Below are 19,524 nucleotides of genomic sequence, written 5' to 3'. Positions count from 1 at the left end.
CCCTGTTTGAGTTCTAACGTCTGCTTCATATAGGCTGGCGCGGTTGGGTGGCCAGAACCGAGAGAAGGAAAGCATATGCCTCATGTTGTCGTCGTAGGTGCGGGGCAGGCCGGATCTTCACTTGTCTTCAAACTTCGCAATCTCGGCTATGACGGGGACATCACGCTTATCGGGGCAGAGCCTGTCCCGCCCTACCAGCGTCCCCCGCTTTCGAAGAAATACCTGTTGGGGGAGATGTCAAAGGACCGCCTGTTTCTGAGACCTGAGGCCCTTTATGCAGAGAAGAACATCACGTTGAAGCTGGGCGCACCTGTGGATCTGATCGACACCGAACGAAAAGTGGCGCAGGTCGGCGATGAGGAGATCCCCTATGACAAGTTGGCGATCACCAGCGGCCTCGTCGCGCGTGCGCTGCCCGATGCATGCGGTGGAGGTTTAAGTAATGTGCATGTCATCCGCACGCTGGAAGACGTAGATGCGATGCGAGAGCCGTTTGCGAAGGCCAAGAACCTTGCGATTATCGGTGGCGGGTATATCGGGCTGGAAGCCGCAGCCGTTGCCGCACAGCTCGGACTGAATGTGACGGTTGTAGAAATGACTGATCGAATACTGGAGCGCGTCGCCTGTCCCGAAACATCCGATTATTTCCGGACGCTGCATCAAAACCACGGGGTCACGATCAGGGAAGGCGTTTCGCTGAAACATCTTGTGGGCGAGACGCAAGTCGAGGGCGCGCTGCTGTCAGATGGAAGTACAATCGAAGCTGACATAGCGATCACCGGCATCGGCGTGATACCACGATGCGCGATTGCGGAACGTTCAGGTCTTCGCGTCGAGAACGGTGTGAGAACGGACATCTACGGGCAGACCTCTGATGACAGCATCTGGGCCGCGGGTGATTGCGCGTCTTTCCCTTTTCAGGGCGAGCGGATCAGACTCGAGAGCGTCCAGAACGCCATCGATCAAGCCGAATGCGTTGCAGAAAACATGATGGGTGCCCAAAAGGAATACCACCCCAGTCCGTGGTTCTGGTCCGATCAGTACGACGTCAAACTCCAGATTGCCGGTCTTAACACTGGATACACTCATGTCGCTGTTCGCGGCGAAGCGGACAGCGGCCGGTCTCATTGGTATTATAAGGATGAAACGCTGCTGGCTGTGGACGCTATGAACGATCCGCGGGCCTATATGATCGGCAAGCGGCTGATTGAGGCCAACAAACATCCATCAATGGATATGATCGCGGATGCGGACACGGATCTGAAAGCGCTTCTCGCTGCATGAGAATAGTCGCGGGTCGGTTTCGCGGACGCGCCTTGGCCGCGGTTGGGAAAGGCGATGCCGCAGCGCATCTTCGTCCGACCGCAGACCGGGTCAGGGAAAGCCTGTTCAACGTCCTCGGTGGCGGCAAGTTTGCCGGAACCCTAGAGCACGCGCGGGTCTTGGATCTCTTTGCGGGAACCGGTGCCCTTGGGCTGGAGGCGCTGTCTCGAGGCGCGGATCACGTAACTTTCGTGGACAGCGGTCGAAAAGCGCTTGCCCTTCTGCGGGAAAACATTCGTCTTCTGGATGTCGAGGCTGACGCAAGAGTCCTGACCTCGGACGCGCGTCGGTTGCCACAGGCGTCAGCACCCTGCGATCTGATTTTTCTCGATCCACCCTATGGGCAAAATCTCGGCAAGCCGGCGCTTGCGAAGGCTGCGGAAATGGGATGGATCGATGCAAACGCACTTGTCGTCTGGGAAGAAAAAAGCCCTCAGGACGCACCTGAGGGTTACACTCGTGAAGATAATCGGCGCTACGGCGACACGCATATTTCCATAATGCGGCGCGGGCTGGCCTAGCTTTTGCCTTCAGCCACAAACCGCCTCGCGTCTTCGACCAATGCCCGGGCATCAAGTCCACGTTTGGTCATCTCGGTAATCCAATCCTCTGTCACTTTCTCGCCCAACGCTTGAATGCGCGCGGTTTCCTCGACTGATATTTGTGCAATGGTGTTGCCCGCGTCTTCCATGGCAGCCTTGCCTGTCACATCACCCTGATCATGGGCACGCCCGGCCCAGGCTGAGGCCATCTCCCCCGAATTGGCGTCAATTACTGCCTTTAAATCGTCGGGAAGTTTGGCATAGCTTTCCTTATTCATCGCCCAGATGAAATAGAGGTTATAGAGAGACTTCTCGCCTGCGACGTCCGTGTGACTGTCTGTCAGTTCATCGAGTTTGAGGGATGGCGACATCTCCCATGTGATCACACCACCATCGACCACCCCTTTTGATAAGGCTTCTGGAAACGCGGGCACCGGCATACCGACAGAAATAGCACCCATCTCTTTCAGCAGCAGGGTTGCGGGTCGTGATGGACCTCTCAGCTTGAGACCTTTGAAGTCCTCGACCTTCTCGATCGGATCACCCTTTTTGTGGACAAGACCCGGACCATGCATATGTGCTGCAATCAGGTGCACGTCAGAGAAATCATCCTGCAGATATTTCTGGGTGAATTTCCACGCCGCAACGCTCGCCTCTTCCCCGGATTTCGTCACCATGAAAGGCAACTCCATCGCTTCGGCTTCCGGGAAGCGGCCGGGCTGGTAGCCGGGAATGACCCAACCGCCGTCCACCGCACCATCCCGAATGAGGTCATATTGGCTAGGTGCCTTACCGCCCAGCTGCATGAAAGGATACAACTCAACCTTGATCCGACCCCCTGAATCCTTCTCGATCTTGTCGGCCCAAGGCTGCATAAAATAGGTCGGGTTGGCAGATTTCGGCGAAACGAAATGCTGGAAGCGCAATGTCACCTCTTGCGCGATGGAAGGAGCCGCGAGAGCGGTTGTCAAAGCGGCGATCGAAAGAGTTTTCAGAAAGGTCATCACAGACCTCCTTTGCCAAGTATGGGATGAAATCTATGTAAGCATTCCTGACCCAGTTGCAAGTCATTCTCAAAAACTTCATCAAGATATGGTGGTGAAGCTGACTTGTTCATCTATGGGCAATATGGGATGCTCCATCAAAATCGAGTAAATCAATAAAGCGACAGGCGGCAATGTTCGACCCTTCCCAGCTATTGTCTGATGTTTTCGGCTTTGATGAATTCAGACCGGGACAGTTCGAAATCATTGAGGCCGTCTGCGCCGGTCAGAACACATTGGCCATCATGCCAACCGGTGGCGGCAAGTCGCTTTGCTTTCAGATCCCGGCCTTGGCGCGGGATGGTTTGACGGTTGTTATTTCCCCGCTCATTGCCCTCATGCGCGATCAGGTCCGCGCTTTGAAAGCAGCAGGTGTTGCCGCAGGTGCGCTTACATCAGGCAATACGGATGCCGAGACGGATGAGGTTCTGACTGCACTCCGCTCCGGCACGCTAAAACTGCTCTACATGGCGCCGGAGCGTTTGGCATCTGGCGCGACTGTTGACCTGCTGCGCAGGGCCAACGCCACGCTGATTGCAGTGGACGAGGCCCACTGCGTGAGCCAATGGGGGCACGATTTCCGCCCTGACTACCTAAGGATAGGCGCCCTGCGTCGCGCGCTCGATGTGCCATTGGCCGCATTCACTGCAACAGCAGATGTGGAAACACGGGCGGAGATCGTGAACCGCCTGTTTGACGGACAAGCGCCAAAGACTTTCTTACAAGGGTTTGATCGGCCGAACATTCATCTTGCGTTTCAGGTCAAGAATTCGCCACGCGCGCAGATACTGAACTTCGCGGCTGCGCGGAAAGGTCAATGCGGGATCGTCTATTGTGGGACGCGGGCAAAGACCGAAACGCTGGCCCGCGCGCTGAATGATGCGGGTCATACGGCGTGTTTTTATCACGGTGGGATGGATGCAGATGCCCGCCGCGAGGTCGAGGCACGCTTCAGTCGCGAGGACGGCTTGATCGTCGTTGCCACCATTGCCTTCGGAATGGGCGTCGATAAACCAGACATACGGTGGGTCGCGCATGCGGATATGCCGAAGACGATAGAAGGCTATTATCAGGAAATCGGGCGTGCAGGGCGGGACGGTGCACCCGCTGAGACACTTACCCTTTATGGCGCTGACGATATTCGCTTCCGCCGTCAACAGATTGACGAAAGCCTGGCCAGTGATGACCGCAAGGCAGCCGACCACGCGCGCTTGAATGCGCTGCTCGGTCTGGCAGAGGCGCTCGCGTGTCGGCGCACGGTGCTGTTGGGCTACTTTGGCGACACCGAGGTGACGTGCGGCCATTGCGATCTATGCGAGAAGCCCGCTGAAACCTTCGATGGGACCGTCGCAGTACGCAAGGCGCTGTCGGCGATCTTGCGGACGGGCGAATACTTCGGCGCGGGACATTTGACCGATATTCTCATCGGCAACACCACCGAAAAGGTGCGCGAACGGGGGCATGACGCGCTTCCGACCTTTGGCGTCGGGCAAGAGTATGACAAGCGACAATGGCAAGCGGTCTTTCGCCAAATGATGGGGCATGACCTCATTCGACCCGACCCTGCACGGCATGGCGCGTTTCGAATGACTGATGCGGCGCGCCCCATCTTGCGCGATGAGGCAACGATCACTCTGCGCAAAGATACAATAAAAAAAGGGGAGCGTAGGCCCGCCGTCAAAGCTTTGGTCAGTGAAGAAGACGCACCACTGCTCTCTGCCCTAAAGGCCAAGCGCCGGGCGTTAGCAGAAGCGGCCCGCGTGCCCGCCTACGTTATCTTCAACGATAAAACGCTGATTGAGATGGCGGAGACCCGTCCGACGACCCTTGACGAATTTGCGCGGATCGGCGGCGTTGGAACGAAGAAGTTGGAGAATTTTGGGACGGCATTTCTTGAAGTGATCACTGGCGACACGGTCGAGACCTCTCACCCCGCCAGACGCAAATTGGCAGGCCGCACGGCGGCAACGCTTTACGATCGGCTTCTTGAGGTGCAGGCAGAGCTCGCCCGAGGATGCGATGGGCTGGGCAAACCGATGAGTTGCTCCGCGGCGCTTTTGGCGAAGGTCGCGGAGACGAAGCCCAAGGACCAAAGCACGATGACACGGTTGCTGGGCGAACGCCGGGCAGAGCGGTTTGGATCCGCCTTTATCGATGTGCTGAGCGACGCCTGAGCTGGAACGCGCCCGCAAAACGACTATCTCAAGACGCAGATGTAAAGGGATAATGCAATGCTCACAGTGATCTCGCCGGCCAAGAAGCTGGACATGTCGGACGCGGGTCCTTGGGATGCGACACGCCCAATTTTTAAGGCTGAGGCCGCAGAGTTGGTTGAGACGGCAAAGACCCTTTCGGTTGATGATCTTCAAAAGCTGATGAGCATCTCTGCAAATCTGGCGCGCTTGAACGCGGATCGATTTCAGAACTTCAAAATAACGGGTGCACTTCCATCGAAGCCCGCGATTTTCAGTTTCGCAGGGGATACCTATACGGGCCTTGATGCCGGGTCATTGGATGAAGATGAGGTCGCCTATGCGCAAGACCATCTCGGTATCCTGTCCGGGCTCTATGGTTTGTTGCGCCCGCTTGATGCGATTCAGCCCTATCGTTTGGAAATGGGCAGTCGGCTGCGTACGAAACGTGGCAAATCGCTGTACGAATTCTGGGGCGATACGATTTCAAATGCCTTGAACGAGCAGGCCGAGGCGACGCGAAGCACCGTCTTGGTCAATTGCGCCAGTCAGGAGTATTTTAGTGCGGTCGACCTCGACGCTTTGGAACTGGATGTCGTGACGCCGGTTTTTCTAGAGGACAAGCCGGGCGGGCCAAAGATCGTGAGCTTCTGTGCAAAGAAAGCGCGGGGCGCGATGGCACGATTCGTAGTCCAAAACCGGCTGCGCGACCCGGATGATCTTCTGGCATTCGATCTAGCCGGGTATGCGCATCAGCCACATTTGTCCCAGCCCGGACGACCAGTATTTCTACGTGCAGACACAAGCACACAAGCCCTGCGAAATGCGTCTTAAAGCAGCAGCGGGCTGAACAGACAGCCCGCGCTCAAATCAGCTGGCAGCACGCGACTGACGTTTCCGTTCATGAGGATCAAGATAACGCTTGCGCAAACGAATGGCGTTCGGCGTCACCTCAACCAACTCGTCATTGTCGATATACGCAATCGCCTCTTCCAGTGACATCTTCACTGGCGTTGTCAGACGTACAGCTTCATCCGTTCCAGAAGCCCGGACGTTGGTCAGCTTTTTGCCCTTAAGGGGGTTCACTTCCAGATCATTCTCGCGGCTGTGTTCACCGATGATCATGCCCTGATAAACATTTTCCTGCGCACCGATGAAGAACTTACCCCGATCCTCAAGGTTAAAGATCGCATAGGCCACGGAAACCCCGTTTTCCATAGAGATCAGAACGCCCGCCCGGCGGCCCGGAATAGGCCCTTTGTGCGGGGCCCACTCGTGAAACACCCGGTTCAAGACGCCCGTTCCCCGCGTGTCGGTCAGGAATTCACCGTGATAGCCGATCAGTCCGCGTGATGGCACATGAGCGATGATGCGGGTTTTGCCCGCGCCAGCCTGCTTCATCTCGGCCAGATCACCCTTCCGCGTCCCAGTGATTTTTTCAATTACAGCGCCGGAATATTCGTCATCAACGTCAATGGTGACCTCTTCAATCGGCTCCATCTGTTGACCATCAACGGTACGGAACAGCACCTGTGGGCGGGAAATCGATAGCTCAAAACCTTCCCGGCGCATGTTCTCAATGAGAACGCCCATCTGCAATTCGCCGCGGCCCGCGACCTCGAACGCCTCACCACCCGGGGTATCTGTCACCTGAATGGCGACGTTGGACTCGGCCTCTTTCATCAGGCGTTCACGGATCACGCGCGACTGGACTTTCTTACCGTCTTTCCCGGCAAGCGGGCTGTCGTTGATCCCGAAGGTCACGGTGATTGTTGGGGGGTCAATGGGTTGTGCGGGCAGTGCGTCGTTCACGTCAACGGCACACAGCGTATCGGCCACCGTAGCCTTCGCCATGCCCGCTAAAGACACAATGTCACCTGCCTCGGCCACATCAATCGGAACCTGAGACAATCCCCGGAAGGCAAGAATCTTGGTCACGCGGAACTGTTCGATTCGCTCGCCATCCCGGCTCAACGCCTTGATCGATTCACCGGTTTTGAGCGTTCCGCTTTCGACGCGGCCGGTCAGGATGCGGCCAATGAACGGATCCGATCCGAGCGTCGTCGCCAGCATTTTGAATGGTTCATCGCGTTTTTCGACCTGGGCCGGTGCGGGCACGTGGTCCACAATCAGATCAAGCAGTGCCGACAGATCTTTTCGCGGCCCGTCCAGCTCTACATCTGCCCAACCACTGCGGCCGGACGCATACATCGCTGGAAAATCAAGCTGATTGTCGTCCGCACCCAGATTGGCAAAGAGGTCAAACACCTCGTCCAACGCGCGATCCGGCTCAGCGTCCGGCTTGTCGACCTTGTTCAGGACAACGATCGGGCGAAGTCCCAACGCAAGAGCCTTCGACGTGACGAACTTGGTCTGAGGCATGGGACCTTCGGCAGCGTCCACCAGCAGAACGACGCCGTCCACCATGGACAGGATGCGCTCCACCTCGCCGCCGAAATCGGCGTGGCCGGGGGTGTCGACGATGTTGATCCGCGTCCCGTTCCACTCGACGGATGTCGCTTTGGCGAGGATCGTGATACCCCGCTCGCGCTCCAGATCGTTGCTGTCCATCGCGCGTTCCGCGACGGCTTGGTTCTCTCGGAACGAGCCGGATTGTTTGAGCAACTCGTCGACGAGGGTCGTCTTGCCGTGGTCAACGTGCGCGATGATCGCAATATTGCGAAGGTCCATATCAGTCAGCCTTTACAGGGGTGTTGCGCGCGGCCTACCCGATCACTGACTGAATAGCCACCCTTTATGCGGCACTGCGGCGTTAACGAAGCTTTTTCAGGATCGACAGGGACGCATAGCCATCTGGCGCCATGCCGACAGACCGCTGATAGCTGCGCACGGCCTCAATTGTCCGCGGACCGATACGTCCGTCGATCCCCTGAGTGTTGAAGCCCGCACGGGTCAGACGCTGCTGAAGTTCTTTACGTTCGGCAAAAGTCAGGGCCCGGTCGCCCCGTGGCCAGTTTGCCTGGATCTTGCTGCCACCTTTCAGCCGGTCCGAGAGATGACCCACGCCAATCACATAAGCATCTGCAGTGTTGTACCGCTCGATCACGCTAAAATTCTTGAAGATCATGAACGCTGCGCCGTTTGCACCGGCCGGAAGCAGAATTGATGCACTGCCGTAGTTCGGCACAGGGCGACCATCTACGCCGCGAATCCCAAGCGCCGCCCAGCCATCCGGGGATTTTCTGATCTCACGGCTGGCCAAGGCGTAGTTGAACCCGCGCGGGACAGTTACCTCGACCCCCCAAGGCTGACCCTTCACCCACCCGAACCGCGCCAGATACGCCGCCGTGGAGGCCAGCGCATCCGTGGGATCGTCCGACCAAATATCGCGTTTGCCATCGCCGGTGAAATCAACCGCATAGGCAAGGTAGGAGGTCGGGATAAACTGCGTATGACCCATCGCACCCGCCCAGCTGCCCGTCATGCTGCGGGGGGCCACGTCGCCGGACTGAAGGATTTTCAATGCTGCAATCAACTGACTTTCGAAGAATTTGCCGCGTCTGCCGTCATAGGCCAACGTCGCCAGCGACCCAATAAGATCCTTGTCCCCGCGCACGGCACCATAGGCACTTTCCAGACCCCAGACCGCCGTCACCACTTCCTTATCCACGCCAAATCTTGCTTCGATCCGATCAAGCGTCGCTTTGTGTTCGCGCAGGGCAGCTTTGCCATTTTTCACTCGGCTCGCACTGACGGCACTGTCGAGATAGTCCCAAAGCGTCTTCGTAAATTCCGACTGATTGCGATCCCGCTTTATGACGTCCGCGTCATAGCGCACGCCCTGAAACGCCCGATCGAAGGTTGCGCTGCTGATCCCCTGAGCGCGCGCGCGCGATTTGAAGCGGGACACCCACTGCGTGAACCCCGACGGGTTGTTGGCGACCTGAACGACCGGCGCTGCTTCGGTCGCCCGGTAAGGACGCTGCAAGGGCATAATAGTTCTGACCTCTTTTACGTCGGGCCGAAGGATAGGACGCTTGGAAAAATCGACCGCCAATGCTTGGGACGCGCCGAGTGTAAATGCGCAGAAGACTGCAATGAATTTCATGATACTCACCTGCTCTGACCAAATTCGGTTCATTATTTTGGTCAGAGAATAGCGCGTTGAGGCTCTTCCATAAAGCCCGTTTGACCCAAGCGCTGCGATTATCTCTATCTTAGCGGCGGCGCGCCTTTTTCTTCAGTTTGGCGCCCTTTTCGCGGTTTTTGATAAGCTTGCGGCGCGTCCCAGCCCGCCGGGGGGCTCCGGTGTTGGGCAGCGGTTTGCCATCGAGCTCCAAAAGTTCAAGCGTCAGCCCGCCGGTCGCAGGGGTCGCTTCGGCGAGGCGCACGAGAACACGTTGCCCCAAGCTGAGCGTCGCGCCGGAGCGTTCGCCCGTGAGCGTCTGCGCATCCCGGTCATGCACGAAGTATTCCCGACCCAGCGTACTGACGGGCACAAGTCCATCCGCGCCGCTGTCATCCAGTTTTACGAACACCCCGAACTTCACGATGCCGGAAATGCGGCCTTCGAATTCTGTGCCGACCCGGTCGGCTAGAAACGAGGCCAGATAGCGGTCGGTCGTGTCCCGTTCGGCCACCATGGACCGGCGTTCAGTGTCCGAGATCAGTTCACCGGTTTCCTTCAACCGCTCAATTTCCGCAGGATCCAATCCGTCATTCCCCCAGCCATGGGCTGAAATAAGCGCGCGGTGGACGATCAGATCCGCATACCGGCGAATGGGCGAGGTGAAATGTGCGTAGTTGCGAAGAGCCAGACCGAAATGCCCAAAGTTTTCCGGCGCGTAATACGCCTGTGTCATGGAGCGCAATGCGGAGATGTTCATCAACTCCGCATGTTCGGTGTTCGCCGCCTGTGACAGAAGCTGGTTCAGGTGCCGCGTCTGTAGGACCTGCCCCTTGGCCAGAACGAAGCCGCTGGCCGTCGCAATCTCGCGCAGACTTTCCAGCTTTTCCGGGCTAGGCTCTTCATGGACGCGAAACAACAGTGGGGATTTTTTCTCGTTCAATGTTTCGGCGGCGGCAACATTGGCCAGCACCATGAATTCCTCAATCAGCTTATGCGCATCAAGTCGGTCCCGGAACGCAACGGATATGACGCGCCCTGCCTCATTCAACGCAATCCGCCGTTCGGGCAGGTCCAGATTGAGCGGTTGGCGGGATGCCCGTGCAGTCACCAACGCCCGATATGCCGCGTAGAGCGGTCTGATCACAGAATCCAGAAACGGGGCAGTTTTATCATTCGACGCGCCATCAAAAGCCGCTTGGACCTCTTCATAATTCAGCGACGCCGGGGACCGCATAAGCCCGCGCATGAACGTCTGAGACAGTTTTTTACCCTTGGCATCGATGACCATGCGGACTGCAACGCAAGCCCGGTCCACACCCTCATGTAGAGAACACAGATCACCCGACAGCGCCTCCGGCAGCATCGGCACGACCCGGTCGGGGAAATAGGTGGAGTTGCCGCGTTTGCGGGCCTCTCGGTCCAGTGCCGATCCGGGCTGCACGTAGTGTGCGACGTCCGCGATTGCCACCCAGAGCACATGACCGCCAGGGTTCTTCGGGTCGTCATCGGCCTCAGCATAGCACGCATCGTCATGGTCCCGCGCATCGGCCGGGTCGATGGTGACAAGTGGCATATCCCGCAGATCGGTTCTTTTGCCCAATTGAACAGGTTCCGCCGCTTCGGCCTCGGCGATCACCTCATCCGGAAACGCGTCGGGTATACCGTGCTGGTGGATTGCAATCAGTGAGACCGACCGCGCTGCGCCGGGGTCACCCAATCGTGAAACGATACGGGCCTGCGGCAGTCCCATCCGGGCCTTGGGTCCGGTTTGTTCTGCTTCAACAAGCTCTCCGTCTTTGGCGCCGGACATCGCACCGGGCGGAACGCGCCATTCCTTATCGGCACCTTTGTCGATCGGTATGATCCGTCCGCCCTCAGCTGTTTTCTTGAAGAGTCCGAGTATCTTTGACGGACCATCCCCGATGCGCCGGATAAGCCTGGCCTCGTAGGCGTGATCCTCATTGGTCACCTTCGCGAGCCGGTAAAGCGCGCGATCCCCGACCCCAAGCGCGGGATCGGTTCGTTTCGGGATAAACAGAATTTTCGGCGGCGCGTCTTCCCCAGACCATTCGACTGGCTCAAGAAACAGGTCACCGTTTTCGTCAACCTGATCCACGCGGCACGCGCTGACCGGCGGCAAAGCGTCGGCATCGCGGTACGTCTTGCGCCGCTTCTGAAGGTGCCCTTCGTCCGCCAATTCATTCAGGATACGTTTGAGATCGATCCGCGCCGCGCCCTTGATGCCGAACGCCTTGGCGATGTCACGTTTGGAAGTTTGCGTGGGATGATCTGAAATCCAAGCGAGGACTTCATCTTTGGTTGGAATACTGCTCATTTGCAGCGCTTAACATGCGCGGGGCTGCAGGTCATCCACAGTATCTACATCATGCAACGGGTCGATAAATGCGACGCGACGACCGCTCAGGGCCTGCACCGTATCCGCCAGCGCATGTTCACTCGACCAGCGAACAGCATCAAAGACAGCCGCGCGAAGGGGACGCCCCACCGCAAAACCGATAAGCCAATAGCCCCCATCGGGGGCTGGACCTATCACTGCATCGGACGCCCCGAGCGCTTTGAAGGCCGCATTGATGTGGTGAGGTTTGATATCCGGAATATCCGACCCGACGATGCAAATGGGGCCAGTAGAAAGATCGCGAAACACGCGCGCCATGCGCTGCCCCAGATCCCCCTGTCCCTGAGGCCAACGCGGCAGATCGCGGGGCCAGACGCGACTGGCGCGCCCTTCGGCATCCGGTGCGACGGCCAGCACGAGATCCCACCTTGGATCCCGCAATCGCCGCAAAAGCCGGGCCGTCTGATGGCGGAACCACCACGCCGCGCCGACCATGCCGATATCCCGGCCCAAACGCGTTTTCACCCGACCTGGACGCGGCTCTTTCAACATGACGACAAGAGTAGGTCGCATCTCAGGCGAAATAGCTCTTCAGGATACGGGAGTAGATCGCTTTAAGCTGTACGATTTGCGCGATCTCTACGCGCTCGTCCACCTGGTGCATAGTTTTGCCGACAAGACCAAACTCAACCACCGGGCAATGATCCTTGACGAACCGCGCGTCAGATGTGCCGCCCGATGTCGAAAGCCCAGGCCTCATACCCGTCTCTGCCTCCACCGCCGCGGCGATCAGGTCAGAGAGCGGGCCCGGCGGCGTAAGAAAGCTCTCGCCAGAGACTTTGGTTGCGGTCTCAACATCAACGCCCGTCTCCGCTTTGATGATCTCAACCTCTTCAGCCAGCCATTCGCTCAAAGAGGTCGAGCTATGGGCGTCATTAAACCGGATGTTCACCGTCATTCGGGCTTCGGCCGGAATGACGTTATTGGCCGGGTTGCCGGTGTCGATTGTCGTCACGGCTAAGGTAGATGCATCGAAATGCTCAGTCCCGGTGTCGAGAACCTTTGACGCGAGACGATCGGCCAGCCGGGCCGTCGCATGTACCGGGTTGCGCGCCCGGTGCGGATAGGCGGAATGCCCCTGAACACCACGGATTATGAACTCAGCGGTCATGGACCCACGCCGCCCGATTTTCATCATTTCGCCCATGTGCTCGGGACATGTCGGCTCGCCAACCAGACAGGCAGACATGGCCTCGCCCTGCTCTGACATCCAATCCAGCAGTGCGACCGTTCCGTCGAGCGCATCGCCTTCCTCATCCCCTGTAATCGCCAGAATAACGGCTCCGTCAGGGGGGGTGTCCCGCACGAAATCAATTGCAGCCGCCGCAAATGCAGCGACACCGGATTTCATATCCGTGGCACCACGTCCGTAGAGCCAGCCATCCTTCCTCTCAGCGCCAAAAGGGGCCACGGACCACGCGGCCTCGTCACCCAGCGGCACAACATCCGTATGCCCGTTGAAGCCGAAACTGCGTGCATGGCCCCGGTCACCCCAGCGGGCAAAGAGGTTCGCGATGCCGCCCCGGTCCACACGCGTGCATTCGAAGCCGACGCTGGACAGACGATCCTGCAAAAGCTGCAAAGCGCCGCCTTCGACCGGTGTGACGGAGGGGCATTTGACCAGATCAGCAGTCAATTGAACGGGATCAACGGGGGTGTTCATAAAACGCTCCGATTTCTCAGGACTTGTCTGCATAGAAGGCGGTGGTCTGTGCGACCACAACCGAGTTTTCCGCGAGCGCGCGCTGCATTAACGCTTCTTCTTCGACGCTGATGTCATGACCCTCGGCCCGGCGATCTTCCAACGATCCGTAGCCAGATACATCAAGGGGAGCGAGCCCTGCCTGCTTGAGCAGAGCTACGGTTTCGCGCACAGCTTCCGCTTCATCCACGCCGGAGGCATAGCACATCAGCGCAGCACCCGTCGCAGTCTCGGGAAGACCATCATCATCTTTTCGCCCCACTTCAATCAGAAGGGTAAAAACGTGGTGCTGCTTTTTCTCTTTTTTCATGCAGCGGCGGTAGCGGGCGCGCTGACGTCAGTCAAGACGCGCCAACATGCACGGCGCGTCCTAGAACGAGAACTGAACGCCGATACTTGCCCCGAAGATCACATCTTCATCTACGATCGGGCTGTCTGAAATGTCGTCTTCCAGAAATTCGGCCCGTACGCCACCGATCAGAACGGCGCTTTGCGACAGGGGAATGCTTGAACTGAGCCCAACAAACGGTGTGAGCGTAGAGCCGGGCGAGTAGGCGTCTCGCCCGCCGCGGGCCTCGGACGCGAACACGCCATAGGTATATTCGCTAAGGTCTTCACTTTTCCAACTTACACCCACGGTGCCTTTCAGCGGAAAACCGAACCCGTCAGAACTGCGAGACAGGCTGACGCGCAGTTCCTGGCCGTCATGCTCGCCGGTGACCTCCTGCAAAACTGTGGTCACAAGTTCGGTGCCGGGCGTCACGTCATAGGTAAATCTAAAACCCGCATCGACGGTGAAGTCGCGATCAATTCCGTTCAACTCGTCTGCATCGGGATCTTCCAGACCCGTAAACCGTGGCGTGGCGACAAATTCGAGTTTTGATACGGGCGTCGAAAACGCGTCGATAAAGACCCCGGTTGTCCCAACGGAAAAACCGTTGCCCTGATAGCGGATGAGCGGGAACGGCGACGCATCATTATCCTCACCAATATAGGGATTGGTCGAAACACCGACGGCCAAACCGGCACTAAATCCCTGCTGACCATCCTGAGCCAAAACGGCTGATGTCGTACATGCTGCACAAAGGGGAAAAGCCAAAAGGTGCGCGCGTTTCATTGCAATGATCCTGTCCTGCCAAATATTGAACCTCTGCATTCTGTTACGCCCGGCGGGGCAGTACAGACCAGAGAAATACGCATACAGTTTCATAAGGCCGAAATCCGGCAAAAAACCGCGTGTCTTTGGCGTCTAGATCACGACGTCAGAGACCTTAGTCCCGCAGCAATTCGTTGATGCCTGTTTTGGAACGCGTCCGTTCGTCAACGCGCTTCACGATAACCGCGCAGTAGAGATTGACGTTGTTCTTTGACGGCATGGAGCCCGCAACAACGACTGAATACGGCGGCACTTCGCCGTACATGACATCGCCCGTTTCCCGATCGACAATCTTTGTGGATTGGCCGATGAAAACACCCATCCCAAGCACGCTGCCCTCGCGCACAATGCAGCCTTCGACGACCTCGGACCGCGCCCCGATAAAGCAATTGTCCTCGATGATGGTTGGTCCAGCCTGCATCGGTTCAAGCACACCGCCGATCCCAACCCCGCCGGAAAGATGCACATTCTTCCCGATCTGCGCGCAGGAGCCGACCGTTGCCCACGTATCGACCATCGTGCCCTCATCAACATACGCGCCGAGGTTTACGAATGATGGCATCAGCACAACGCCCGGCGCGATGAATGCGGATTTGCGGACCACGCAATTGGGAACGGCGCGAAAGCCTGCAGCCTTCCACTGGTTGTCCCCCCACCCCAGAAACTTGCTGTCGACTTTGTCCCACCAGCCGCCGCCCTGTGGCCCGCCGTCCTGCTGTTCCATATCCTTGATCCGGAAGCCAAGAAGCACTGCCTTCTTGGCCCATTGGTTCACATGCCACGATCCATCGCCTTGCTTTTCGGCAACTCGAAGTGTGCCGCCGTCCAAAGCGTTGAGTGTGTCTTCGATGGCTTCCCGCGTCTCACCCGTCGTGGCTGGTGTTATTGTGTCGCGCGCGTCCCAAGCGGCTTCGATGGCAGTTTCAAGCTGGGCATTCGACATGGGGTTGTCCTCACTTCATGGCTGGCGCGATCGTCGCGCTGCCTATAGACGGTCGCAGACCCAGGCGCAACGATCGGAGCCGATCATGAAAGACGACAACCGCAAGCACCCGTTCCGTTATTCGCGGCAAGACGTTGAAACCGCAAGTGAGGTGCCGGATACGCCGCAGACGCGGTCCCCGGCCTATGCGCTTGCGTTTGCGGATAATGATTTCCTGTGCCGGGATGAGTTGCGCCCCGTGCGATTGCAACTTGAACTACTGAAGCCCGAGATGATGATGAACGAGGCGGGCATCGAAAGCACCATCGTTATGTTCGGTGGCGCGCGCATCCCCGCGCCCGCCGAGAAAGACACAGCCCGCACTGAAACTCTGGCTGACCTGTCGCGCTTTTATGACGAGGCCCGCACCTTTGCGCGGCTCATGACCGAACGTTCCAATGCCAATGGTGGCCTTAGTAATGTGATCGTGACAGGCGGTGGTCCCGGAGTGATGGAGGCTGGAAACCGTGGCGCACTGGATGCAGGCGGCAAATCCATCGGTCTCAACATCGTTTTGCCCCATGAGCAGGCACCCAACAGCTACGTGACACCCGAGCTTTGCTTCAACTTCCATTACTTCGCTATCCGCAAAATGCACTTTTTGATGCGCGCGCGGGCCATTGCGGTTTTCCCTGGTGGCTTTGGAACGCTCGACGAAACTTTTGAGGCACTGACCCTGATCCAGACCGGCCGGATGGAACGGCTTCCGTTTCTTCTGTTTGGGGAAGCGTTCTGGCGCAAGATCATCAATTGGGAGGCGCTGTCAGATGCAGGCACGATCTCGGAAGAGGATCTATCGCTCTTCCATTTCGTGGAAACAGCAGAAGACGCCATTGCCATTATCGACCGCGAAGGCAGCTAAGGCACCAGTCGGTATTCCACAAACTCTGTGCGCTGGAAGAAGCGGAAATTGTCGTCGGAAATCATGGTAACGCGTAATCCACCGGCGTCAGTTTTCCAGACGGCGATGCCTTCAAGATTGTCATGGGTCCCTGGCGTCGTCACAAGAAGTGTCTTGTCATCCACGAACTGATTTCTGGCGACCGCGAAGCTGCGCACACGAGAAGAAAACCCGCCAATGCCGTGGAAATTTCGCTCCAACAAATAAAAACGGCCGTCCGGCCCGAAATCGGCGCCGACGGGCAAAAACCCGTCGCTTCTGCCGACCGCCGTTGGATTGAGCCATTGGCCGTTCTTGAAAATGAAAACGGGGAATGGGACATTTAGATCGCCTGACCGCTCTGGCATCGTATAGAGTGCGCCATTCTCATCAATCGCCAACGCCTCCAGCGAGGAATTCTTTTGCATCCTTAGGAAGGCCGGGGCAGACGGGACGCGGCGCGGCGCGGCGGAGGTTGATGCGAAGGACAGGATCCTATGTTGACCTTCAAAGGAAACAAAGAGCACCCCGTTTGGGGCGACGGCCAACCCCTCTGCATCACTGCGCCATGACAGGATTTCTTTGCCGTTCAAGCCTTTTATTGGCGTCAGGCGCCCCTCCCGCACAGAAACCAACTGGCCGCGTCGCCGCTCCAACCGGCCTTCAGCGAATATTCCTTTATCCGAGGTGGCGTAGAAACTGGTCCCATCCTGAGACAATTCCAAAGATGAAAACCCACCGAACTCGGCCTGATCCGAGCGCCATGTAAACCGGCTGACGAACTCGAGCGATTGCGCCCCAGCCGAACCGGCGAGGGTGAGAAAGATCGCAAGAAGGCGGATCATCTGGAGGACAGAACACCTGTGCAGGCTTGCGGCAGGTCCGCAAGAACATATTCTCGGCGTGGCTTGGCGGGGGCGGGATTTTTCGGTGGGGGCGGCGGGTTCAGAATCTCGTTCACCCAGCGTTGCGCATCCGCGCATCCATCACCGGGCGGCGGTGCTGCCTGGTTGACGCAGTTGGATGAACCACGCTGACATTTCAGCCGCACGTGGAAATGATAGTGATGACCCCACCACGGTCTTACCTTGCGCAGCCAATCTCTGTTGCCGCGCTCATCCTTGCACATCTGAACCTTTGCGCCTGGAAAAATAAAGATCCGGGCGACGCGCTTGTCTTTCGCGGCCGCCTTTACGATCTCATGGTGCGTCCGGGTCCAGTTCTTGTTCACATATGCGCCGTTGGCACGCCGCATGGAAACGGCGGAGATGTTCTCGCGTTGCCGTTTCGTGAGATTGACGCGGGACACAGGGTACAACCAGACGTCGGCGTCCAGACCAATCTGATGGGATCTGTGACCGGTCAACATCGGCCCGCCGCGCGGTTGGGAAAAGTCACCAAAATACAGGCCAGCCCAGCCGAGCTTGTCCGCCTTACGGCTGAGGTCTTTGGCGAAATCAATTAACTCAGGATGGCCCCAGTTGCGATTGCGTGACAGGCGCATCGCCTGCCATGTCTTACCGCTTTCGGGCAGTTGAACGAGCCCCGCGGCACATCCGCGGCTGTAGCTGCCGTGGGATTTTGCTGTTTGCTGAGAGGCCGCGCGTTTTGCGCCGAAAAGTGTCTTTGCAAGCGGTTCAGCCGTCGCGGCAAACGTACTGCTACAGACGCTGAAAATCAGCGCGATGCCTAGGGTGCGGAGGTCCATACTGCCTTATCCTCGCCGTCCGGTTTTACCCAGATTAGCAGGACAAGGCCTAAAAGAAAGAGCCCGATGACGGGTGAAACGCCAATTCTTGAGCTTCCGGTCAGCTCGGTCGTGATAAAGATGAGTGCTGGTGCCAGAAAAGACGTCGCTTTGCCGGCCAATGCATACAAACCGAAAGCCTCGGTCATGCGATCGGGGTTTGCCTGAAGGACCATCATCGTACGTGAGGCGGACTGGATCACACCGCCGGCAGCGCCAACCAAAGCCCCGCACAGATAGAACGCCACGTCGCTCGCGGACTGACCCGCAAGTACCGGTGCCTCGGTGACGGACATCCCAAGCACGGTGGTCGGCGATATCGAAACGATGGAGATAGCGGCGATGATCAGGAAGATAATTGAGATCAGAATAACGGGCTTCGGGCCGTACTTCTTGTCAGCGCGCCCACCGAACCAGGCAAAGATCGCACCGAAGATAATCGCCACGATCCCGAACTTGCCGATATCCACGATGGACCAGCCCAAAACCAGACCGGCATAGAGGCCGCCGAAGGTATACATGCCGTTCAGCGCGTCCCGATAAAACATAGACGAGGCCAGATAGGCCGCAAGACTGGGGCTTTCCGGCAGCCGTTTGATGGTCCGCACAAGCCCACGCAGGCTTTCTTGTATCGCGTTCTCCTGGACAACCGGCTTTACGGGATCTTCGCGAACCCACAGGAAAAACGGGATCATGAACAGTGCAAACCAGATCGCGGCGAAGGGCCCAACGGACCGGGTGCCCTCGCGCATCTCGGGATCAAGGCCAAGAATGGGCGCAATACCGATGAGCGTGCGGCCCTCGTTGTTTTCCGCGAAAAAAAACAGTGTCACGACCAATGCGACAAGCCCACCAAGATATCCAACGGCCCAGCCAGAGCCGGAGATGCGGCCAATTTCCGACTTAGGGCCGAGGTCGGGAAGCATCGCGTTGGTGAAGATTGTTGCGAACTCCATCCCGATTAGCCCAAGGATGAAGAACCCCAGCATGAGCCCAAAGTTCATCGCATCCGGAACGGCAAACCATAGACCTGCGGCGCCAACGATATAAAGGACGCAGAAAACCCTGATATAGGGCATGCGCCGACCGGTTCGGTCCGCAACAGCACCCAAAATCGGTGCAACGAGAGCAATGAGCAGGCCAGAGATCGTGAGCCCCAGCCCCCAAAGGCTTTGGGCATCTGCCTTGGCCTGTTGCGGCGAGAGGCCGTCCGCCATCAGGGAATTGCTCACGATATCGGCAAAATATGGACCAAATATAAAAGTAAGCAACAAGGTGTTGTAAGGCTGGCTTGCCCAGTCGAACATCATCCAACCGACGATACGCTTCTTGAGAGGGCGTTCATAAACCGAATCTGCCGCGCTGCTACGCGTTACGCCCATCACGAAAACTCACTCCATGCCGTGTAAACTATATCGTTCAGTTTCGTTGTGGAGGCAAGGAATAACTTA

Annotated in this window: 17 protein-coding genes; 5 read left to right on the top strand and 12 right to left on the bottom strand. The window is 57.8% G+C overall.

Annotation, left to right across the window (positions count from 1 at the left end):
• The first annotated feature begins 75 nt into the window (after positions 1 to 75).
• Entirely contained in the window at positions 76 to 1,284 is a 1,209-nt protein-coding gene (locus KIN_RS09040; RefSeq protein ID WP_159806187.1) for an NAD(P)/FAD-dependent oxidoreductase, read from the top strand.
• Positions 1,281 to 1,844: a 16S rRNA (guanine(966)-N(2))-methyltransferase RsmD gene (rsmD, locus tag KIN_RS09035; RefSeq protein ID WP_159806185.1), complete on the top strand. Its 564-nt coding sequence runs from the start codon at positions 1,281 to 1,283 to the stop codon at positions 1,842 to 1,844. The genes KIN_RS09040 and rsmD overlap by 4 nt, the downstream gene beginning before the upstream one ends.
• Here the strand turns inward: rsmD and KIN_RS09030 are convergent.
• Complete coding sequence (locus KIN_RS09030) at positions 1,841 to 2,869, bottom strand: TRAP transporter substrate-binding protein (protein ID WP_159806183.1); 1,029 nt, start codon at positions 2,867 to 2,869, stop codon at positions 1,841 to 1,843. The two genes, rsmD and KIN_RS09030, sit on opposite strands and share 4 nt — an antisense overlap.
• A 173-nt stretch (positions 2,870 to 3,042) precedes the next feature.
• Here KIN_RS09030 and recQ point away from each other — a divergent pair, with 173 nt between their 5' ends.
• On the top strand, positions 3,043 to 5,082 hold the full coding sequence (gene recQ, locus KIN_RS09025; RefSeq protein ID WP_159806181.1) for a DNA helicase RecQ: 2,040 nt from the start codon (positions 3,043 to 3,045) through the stop codon (positions 5,080 to 5,082).
• Positions 5,083 to 5,139: 57 nt separating this feature from the next.
• Entirely contained in the window at positions 5,140 to 5,934 is a 795-nt protein-coding gene (gene yaaA / locus KIN_RS09020; protein ID WP_159806179.1) for a peroxide stress protein YaaA, read from the top strand.
• 36 nt (positions 5,935 to 5,970) lie between these two features.
• On the opposite strand, the gene typA is transcribed toward yaaA, so the two are convergent.
• From typA to dapD, 8 genes are all read right to left on the bottom strand, one after another.
• A complete protein-coding gene (gene typA / locus KIN_RS09015; RefSeq protein ID WP_159806177.1) occupies positions 5,971 to 7,791 on the bottom strand; it encodes a translational GTPase TypA in 1,821 nt (606 codons plus the stop codon).
• Between the two features lie 82 nt (positions 7,792 to 7,873).
• Complete coding sequence (locus tag KIN_RS09010; RefSeq protein WP_174239108.1) at positions 7,874 to 9,169, bottom strand: lytic murein transglycosylase; 1,296 nt, start codon at positions 9,167 to 9,169, stop codon at positions 7,874 to 7,876.
• 109 nt (positions 9,170 to 9,278) lie between these two features.
• Complete coding sequence (rnr, locus tag KIN_RS09005) at positions 9,279 to 11,525, bottom strand: ribonuclease R (protein ID WP_159806173.1); 2,247 nt, start codon at positions 11,523 to 11,525, stop codon at positions 9,279 to 9,281.
• A 9-nt stretch (positions 11,526 to 11,534) separates the two neighbouring features.
• Entirely contained in the window at positions 11,535 to 12,119 is a 585-nt protein-coding gene (locus KIN_RS09000) for a TIGR04282 family arsenosugar biosynthesis glycosyltransferase (protein WP_159806171.1), read from the bottom strand.
• A 1-nt stretch (position 12,120) separates the two neighbouring features.
• Complete coding sequence (gene dapE, locus KIN_RS08995) at positions 12,121 to 13,269, bottom strand: succinyl-diaminopimelate desuccinylase (RefSeq protein WP_159806169.1); 1,149 nt, start codon at positions 13,267 to 13,269, stop codon at positions 12,121 to 12,123.
• Positions 13,270 to 13,285: 16 nt separating this feature from the next.
• Positions 13,286 to 13,618: a DUF8846 family protein gene (locus tag KIN_RS08990; RefSeq protein ID WP_159806167.1), complete on the bottom strand. Its 333-nt coding sequence runs from the start codon at positions 13,616 to 13,618 to the stop codon at positions 13,286 to 13,288.
• A 60-nt stretch (positions 13,619 to 13,678) separates the two neighbouring features.
• The gene (locus tag KIN_RS08985; protein WP_159806165.1) at positions 13,679 to 14,425 is read right to left on the bottom strand and encodes a MipA/OmpV family protein; all 747 of its coding nucleotides are present in this window, start codon (positions 14,423 to 14,425) and stop codon (positions 13,679 to 13,681) included.
• Positions 14,426 to 14,579: 154 nt separating this feature from the next.
• Entirely contained in the window at positions 14,580 to 15,407 is an 828-nt protein-coding gene (dapD, locus tag KIN_RS08980) for a 2,3,4,5-tetrahydropyridine-2,6-dicarboxylate N-succinyltransferase (RefSeq protein WP_159806163.1), read from the bottom strand.
• Between the two features lie 85 nt (positions 15,408 to 15,492).
• On the opposite strand from dapD, the gene KIN_RS08975 reads away from it, so the two are divergent.
• Positions 15,493 to 16,308: an LOG family protein gene (locus KIN_RS08975; RefSeq protein WP_159806161.1), complete on the top strand. Its 816-nt coding sequence runs from the start codon at positions 15,493 to 15,495 to the stop codon at positions 16,306 to 16,308.
• Here KIN_RS08975 and KIN_RS08970 read toward each other — a convergent pair.
• Genes KIN_RS08970 through KIN_RS08960 form a run of 3 tightly spaced genes read right to left on the bottom strand, consistent with a single transcriptional unit; the run spans position 16,305 to position 19,455 of the window.
• A complete protein-coding gene (locus tag KIN_RS08970; protein ID WP_159806159.1) occupies positions 16,305 to 17,171 on the bottom strand; it encodes an esterase-like activity of phytase family protein in 867 nt (288 codons plus the stop codon). The genes KIN_RS08975 and KIN_RS08970 overlap by 4 nt on opposite strands.
• On the bottom strand, positions 17,168 to 18,034 hold the full coding sequence (gene mepA, locus KIN_RS08965) for a penicillin-insensitive murein endopeptidase (RefSeq protein WP_159806157.1): 867 nt from the start codon (positions 18,032 to 18,034) through the stop codon (positions 17,168 to 17,170). The genes KIN_RS08970 and mepA overlap by 4 nt, the downstream gene beginning before the upstream one ends.
• Complete coding sequence (locus KIN_RS08960; RefSeq protein WP_159806155.1) at positions 18,016 to 19,455, bottom strand: MFS transporter; 1,440 nt, start codon at positions 19,453 to 19,455, stop codon at positions 18,016 to 18,018. Before KIN_RS08960 ends, mepA begins: the two co-directional genes overlap by 19 nt.
• Positions 19,456 to 19,524 lie beyond the last annotated feature (69 nt).

The sequence above is a fragment of the Litoreibacter roseus genome, assembly GCF_009811795.1.
GTDB lineage: Bacteria > Pseudomonadota > Alphaproteobacteria > Rhodobacterales > Rhodobacteraceae > Litoreibacter > Litoreibacter roseus.
This window is presented reverse-complemented; position numbering and strand designations above follow the sequence as displayed.